General features: G+C 49.2%; 7 protein-coding genes. 1 reads left to right on the top strand and 6 read right to left on the bottom strand.

Features of this window, described 5'->3' with window-relative positions; genetic code table 11:
* Window positions 1–78: 78 nt before the first annotated feature.
* The 4 genes from ACR0P9_RS06505 to ACR0P9_RS06520 all read right to left on the bottom strand — a co-directional run bounded on the left by ACR0P9_RS06505 (window position 79) and on the right by ACR0P9_RS06520 (window position 2,852).
* A complete protein-coding gene (locus ACR0P9_RS06505) occupies window positions 79–714 on the bottom strand; it encodes a site-2 protease family protein (protein ID WP_432618452.1) in 636 nt (211 codons plus the stop codon).
* Between the two features lie 162 nt (window positions 715–876).
* Window positions 877–1,311: an HIT family protein gene (locus ACR0P9_RS06510; RefSeq protein WP_432618454.1), complete on the bottom strand. Its 435-nt coding sequence runs from the start codon at window positions 1,309–1,311 to the stop codon at window positions 877–879.
* A gap of 96 nt (window positions 1,312–1,407) precedes the next feature.
* Window positions 1,408–2,517: an FkbM family methyltransferase gene (locus ACR0P9_RS06515; protein ID WP_432618456.1), complete on the bottom strand. Its 1,110-nt coding sequence runs from the start codon at window positions 2,515–2,517 to the stop codon at window positions 1,408–1,410.
* The gene (locus ACR0P9_RS06520) at window positions 2,514–2,852 is read right to left on the bottom strand and encodes an arsenate reductase family protein (RefSeq protein WP_432618458.1); all 339 of its coding nucleotides are present in this window, start codon (window positions 2,850–2,852) and stop codon (window positions 2,514–2,516) included. Before ACR0P9_RS06520 ends, ACR0P9_RS06515 begins: the two co-directional genes overlap by 4 nt.
* A gap of 481 nt (window positions 2,853–3,333) precedes the next feature.
* Here ACR0P9_RS06520 and ACR0P9_RS06525 point away from each other — a divergent pair, with 481 nt between their 5' ends.
* Window positions 3,334–4,932 (top strand): peptide chain release factor 3, encoded by a 1,599-nt coding sequence (locus ACR0P9_RS06525; RefSeq protein ID WP_432618460.1) that lies wholly within the window; start codon window positions 3,334–3,336, stop codon window positions 4,930–4,932.
* Window positions 4,933–5,020: 88 nt separating this feature from the next.
* Here ACR0P9_RS06525 and ACR0P9_RS06530 read toward each other — a convergent pair whose 3' ends face one another.
* The gene (locus tag ACR0P9_RS06530; protein WP_432618462.1) at window positions 5,021–5,575 is read right to left on the bottom strand and encodes a biotin transporter BioY; all 555 of its coding nucleotides are present in this window, start codon (window positions 5,573–5,575) and stop codon (window positions 5,021–5,023) included.
* Between the two features lie 69 nt (window positions 5,576–5,644).
* Window positions 5,645–6,055, bottom strand: a 411-nt coding sequence (locus ACR0P9_RS06535; protein WP_432618464.1) for an NAD(+) diphosphatase, incomplete at its 5' end; no start/stop codon positions are given.

A 6,055-nucleotide genomic window follows, 5' to 3' on the forward strand; every position in this document is an offset into this window, starting at 1 on the left:
GTTCTTTGCAATCAAATGCAAGAGCAAATCCAACGGTCCGTCAAAGGCGGACAGATGAAAGGTGATTTTTTCTGTCATTTAAAACACCAACAAAACAATCGCGCTGAGCGCGTGATAAATCGCATTGACAAAGAAATTGATCGGTCTGTCCAGCACGCCGATAAACAACAAAATCAGCAGGATAAACTGAATGTACTGTTCATACTGTGCGAATTTGTACTCATATTTTGCCGGAAGAAATGCCAGCAAAATTTTGGAGCCATCCAGCGGCGGCACCGGAATCAGATTAAATACACCCAAACCGATGCTCATGACAGCTGTCATATACAGCATCAGCGCAATCGCAGTCAAAATCGGCGAGCTGGTCAATCGCAGCGGATAATACAAAAACAGGGCAATGAGTGCCAACACGAAATTGGACATCGGACCGGCAAGCGACACCAGTGCAATGCCGACGCGGCGATTTTTGAAGTAGCTCGGATTGATTGGCACCGGCTTTGCCCATCCGACGTGAAACAGCAGCATACAAAGCGTGCCAATCGGATCAAGATGATGCAGCGGATCAAACGTCAGCCGTCCCGCCTGCTTCGCTGTCGGGTCACCCAGCGCATACGCCGCAAAACCGTGGCAGGCTTCATGTACGCTCAGGCAAATCAACAGAGCCGGAATGCTGACCAAAATTTGAATCAGCGAACTGTGCAAAAAACTTGACATATCATACTCCTACAATCATTCAATGTTAGAATATAGTATAGCCGGAAACCCCATAAATTTCAAGCAACTGCGCGGATTTTACAAACTGGACACAGGAAAAAGAAAAAGGCGAAGTGCATCACACCACGCCCTTTCCTTTGATAAGGTTACAACTAAACTTAATTAGTCCTTTACGATGTTCAGTTCTGCCTTGAGCTGTGCCATCATTTCAGCGTACTCAGCCTCGGTCAGATGTACCGGGTTCGGATTGGTGATTTCAAATCCGCCGCCGAACTCAAAACCGCCTTCATACTTCGGCACGATATGGAAATGCAGGTGCGGCAGCTTATCGCCAAATGCGCCCAGATTGATCTTGGTGCAGCCCCACAGCTTCTTTACTGCGCCTGCAACATCTGCTACGTCATCCATAAATGCATGACGCTGCTCCGGTGTCAGATCGGACAGCTCGGACAGATGCTCGTCTACAGCGACTACGCAGCGGCCCTTGTGTGCCTGATCCTTGAACAGATACAGCACGCCCTCTCTCATCTTGCCAACGCGGAACATAATTGCCTTGCGGCCTTCGTGATCCGGATCACAGTAAAAACAATTTGCCATTGGAATCGTCTCCTTTTCATTCACAGATCTCCCGTCCTTGCGGACGTTGTTTCCTGTTGTTAGTATACAGCAAATGAGGCAAGATTTCCATAGTTTTTAACCAAAAGTTACATAGAAATTTGTTTCCCACGCCGGAACATACGGATGATGCCGCATTCCCAGCCGAACATCGGCACACATGTCATGCAGCAGCAGCGGCAGTTCGTACAAGTCCTCACTTCTGTGATATGCGGACAGAGAAATGCGCGGGCGATATTGCTGGATAGTCTGCCGTGCGCCTTCCAACGCCATACGTTCAGCACCCTCGACATCCAATTTGAGCAGCGTGCACGGCGCACCGTTTAATACATGATCGACGGACTCCACCGGAATCATAACGGTACGTTTATCATGCGACACCTCGTTCATAACCGGTGTCAGGGCAGAATTGCGTCCGGCCTTGCCGCCAAACAACATCTCTCCCGGCTCGCTCCATGCGCCGGCATTGACGAGGTGAATCTGATCCAATTGCGCCTGCTCGACATATTTTTTCAGCTTTTTAAAGGTCTTTTTGTCCGGCTCCAGCGCGGTAATCGACGCATATTTTCCCTCGGTAAACGATAGCAGCTCCCGAATAGTATCGCCGTTATACGCGCCGAGATCGACAAAATGTTCGTGCTGTGTCGGCTTGAGATACGTCTCAAAAACGCTCTCCCGGCTGTCTGTGTAATCACGCAGCCAATGCAGCTTGCCGCTCAGCTTGAAATTTACGGTTGCCGCAAAGACTTCACGAGAACGGTCATCTGCCAGCAGGGCATACGCCTGTTCCAGCTCTTCACAGTGCTTTTGGGCAAATGCGAAATCAAACAGCTCTCCCTCCGCTACCGGCACATCCGGCGCATACGTCGTATGGGTCTTGTCCAAATCGTCAAATAACGCCAGCACTTCCGGTCTGCTCGACGCAAAGGCAATGACTGCGACGAAATCTCCTAATTCCTTTTCAAGATCCGAGCGTTTTTTCACGACAAATCCGGCAAAGCTATGTCCACGCACAAATTCATCTGAAGCAAAAATACCGGCAATCGGAATATTTCTCTGCTCACAGACGCGCAAAATTTTTTCCGCGCCGTCGCCCATGCCATACAGGCAAATCGGCCGCGTTTCCTGCTGCAATACCGTCCACACATCGCGGGTTTCCGTCACAAACGACGGCAGTCTATAGCTCATTCCCATGTCTTCCACACATCCGGACAAAAGCCAACCGTCGCCTGTTTGCCATTGCGCACAATCGGTGTCTTGAGCAGCTTCGGATTATCCAGCAGCTTTTCCATCTTTGCTTCGTCGGAGGCAAGATATGGCAGCATCGCAGCATCGGGATCCTTCGCCTTCGGGTCAATCATCGCTTCCAGACCGACTGCGCGGCACACAGAGGTAAACTCGCCCTTGCTCATGCCGTAACGCACGAGATCTACCATTTGGTACTTTATCCGGCGCTCCTTGAAGTATCGCTCGGCTTTTTTTGTGTCAAAGCACTTGCTTTTGCCAAATATCTGAATATTCATTAGAATCTCCTTTTTCTGTGATTTTTCTTATCTTATCACAGCTTTCCGCAAAAAACAACGCGTATTTGGCAAACACAGGACGGAGAATTTGTCCGCGACGCAAAGACAATTGTTTAACTTGATGCACAAAAGCCAGTTTCATTTTCCGTATTTTATGTATCCTGTCCATTGTTTTCCTGTCTTTTTGTGATATACTATAGTCAAGCTCAAGGGAGCGGAAACAACACAGCTTCTATCCCAAAAGCGATGCAGTTTATAGCCTGCCACCGCACAGTTTTCCCATTCTGTGCTTTCATATATCTCTCTCTTTACTGTATGGCGCGTCGAATTCCTACCAATCGACGCGCCACTTTTCTGCTCTTTTTCAGCAAACGAGTGATTGTTTTCCGCTTCAACCTGTGATAATATATATAGTGTATGCGCCTGCATATTGTCCGGCGCTTTTTTTATACGAACAATTGCTGATCGGAGGTTTTTTCTTTTGTCAGATTTAAAATCAGAAATTGCAAAGCGCCGAACATTCGCGATCATTTCGCATCCGGATGCCGGCAAAACGACCATTACAGAGAAATTCCTGCTGTACGGTGGAGCCATTCAGCTCGCCGGTACCGTTAAGGGCAAGAAGAACACTCGCCACGCCGTTTCCGACTGGATGGAAATCGAGAAGCAGCGCGGTATCTCGGTTACGTCTTCTGTGCTCCAGTTTGAATACGGCGGACACTGCATCAACATTCTGGATACCCCGGGACATCAGGACTTCTCGGAGGATACCTATCGCACCCTGATGGCAGCGGATTCCGCTATCATGGTCATTGATGCATCCAAGGGTGTCGAGGCACAGACCCGCAAGCTGTTTAAGGTTTGCTCCATGCGCGGCATCCCAATCTTTACTTTTATCAACAAGATGGACTTGGAGTCCCGTGACCCCTATGACCTGCTCGATGAGCTGGAAAAGGAGCTGGGCATTGACACCTACGCTGTCAACTGGCCGATTGGCTGCGGCAAGGAGTTTAAGGGCGTCTATGACCGCCAGAAGAACCATGTCATGGCCTTCGAGGCAGCGTCTGTCACCGGTACCAAGGAAGCAAAAATCAAAATTTATGAGCCAGACGATCCGGAGCTGGAGCCGATGGTCGGCGAACGCCTGTGGGAAACCTTGCAGGACGACATTGAGCTGCTCGGCGGTGCCGGTGAGGAATTCGACATTGACCGCGTACACGAGGGCACGCTGTCTCCGGTATTCTTTGGTTCCGCGTTGACCAATTTCGGCGTTGAGCCGTTCTTACAGTACTTCTTGGAAATGACACCGCCGCCGACAGCACGTGTCTCCAAGGGCGAAGTTATTGATCCGTTTGACGAGCATTTCTCGGCATTTGTATTCAAGATTCAGGCAAACATGAACAAGGCACATCGCGACCGCGTTGCCTTCATGCGCATTTGCTCCGGCAAATTTGAAAAGGGCATGGATGTCTACCACGTACAGGCTGGCAAGAAAATGCAGCTGGCACAGCCGCAGCAGATTATGGCACAGGATCGTGCTATCATTGACGAGGCATATGCCGGTGACATCATCGGTGTCTTTGATCCGGGTATCTTCTCGATTGGCGACACCGTATGCACGCCTGGCTTTGACTGCAAGTATTCCGGCATTCCGACGTTCGCTCCGGAAGTATTCTGCCGCATTCGTCAGAAGGACACCATGAAGCGCAAGCAGTTCATCAAGGGTATGGAACAGATCGCGCAGGAAGGTGCCATTCAGATCTTCCAAGAGCCGCACACCGGTATGGAAGAAGTTATCGTCGGCGTTGTCGGCGTTCTTCAGTTGGAAGTTCTGGAGTATCGTCTGAAGAACGAATACCGTGTAGATATTATCATGGAAAATCTGCCGTATCAGTATCTGCGCTGGATTGAAAATGAAGATTTCCAGCCGGACGAGCTGAAAATCACTTCGGATTCCAAGGTCGTACAGGACTACCGCGGACGGTATCTGCTGCTGTTCACCAGCATGTGGAACCTGAACTGGGCACTGGACAAGAACGAAGGTCTCCAGCTGGCTGAGTTCGGCCGTGCCGAAGACTAATCTCGTAGTTAGATAGAACAAAAGACGGACTGCCAACCATGCAGTCCGTCTTTTTTCTGTGCCAAAATCAATAAAACTTGCTTACTTTTTAGTGAATCAGTCCCGCCTGCTCCAATCTGCGGCGAATCTGCGGGCCGACAACAGCACAAATGATCATCTTAATCAAATCACCGACAATAAACGGCAAAACGCCTGCTGCCAATGCCTGATAGAACGTCATGCCAGCCTGATAAGCCAGCCAAGCGGTGCCAAAGAAATAGCACACAATTGTGCCCAAAATCATGCCAATCAAGCTCGGAATCAGCTTTGCCTCAAAGCGGTCAATAAAGAATCCGCAAATCAGTGCCATAAAGATAAAACCGATCAGATAGCCGCCAGTCGGGCCAAACAGCTTGCCGACGCCGCTGCTAAAGCTGGAAAATACCGGCAAACCCACCAGACCAATCAGCAGATATACAATATAGCTGATGGTGCCGCGGCGGCAGCCCAACACATAAATTGCCAAATAAACGGCAAAATTGGTCAACGAAATCGGCACGACACCAATTGGAATGGACAGCGGACCCAAAATACAGGTCACGGCGGCCATCAATGCAATCAATGCCATTTCTCTTACATCGGTCTGTTTCTTTTTCTGTTCCATGATACAATCACCCAAATACTTTTTTGTCTGGTGATAGTATACGCTCTATTGTAAACCTTGTCAACTATTTTAGTTAACATTCTTTTTCAAAAATGCCAGCAGGAACTTTTGCGCCAAGCTGTTCGGAGCAATGGCTTCTTTTGCTTCCTCAAATGAGAACCATTTTGCCTTATCCACCTCATCTGTCATATGACTGAGATCCTGTGTCGTGGCAACGCAGGAAAAATTCAGCATCAGCGTATTGCTCGGCTCGAAAAACTCGCTGGTATTGAATCGAATATCATGGACTTCCAGTCCCACTTCTTCCCTCACTTCTCGCGCAACGGTTGTCTCCGCCGCTTCGCCGCGGCTGATGTATCCGGCAACCAAAATATTGCGCGTTTTTCCGTACTGCTGAATGAGCAGCACTTGCTTTTGATCCGGACTGAGCACTTCCATGCTCACCGCTGTATTAAAAATCGGAAAGCGGAACTGTTTGCA

The sequence above is a fragment of the Butyricicoccus sp. genome, assembly GCF_050872565.1.
Lineage (GTDB): Bacteria > Bacillota > Clostridia > Oscillospirales > Butyricicoccaceae > Butyricicoccus_A.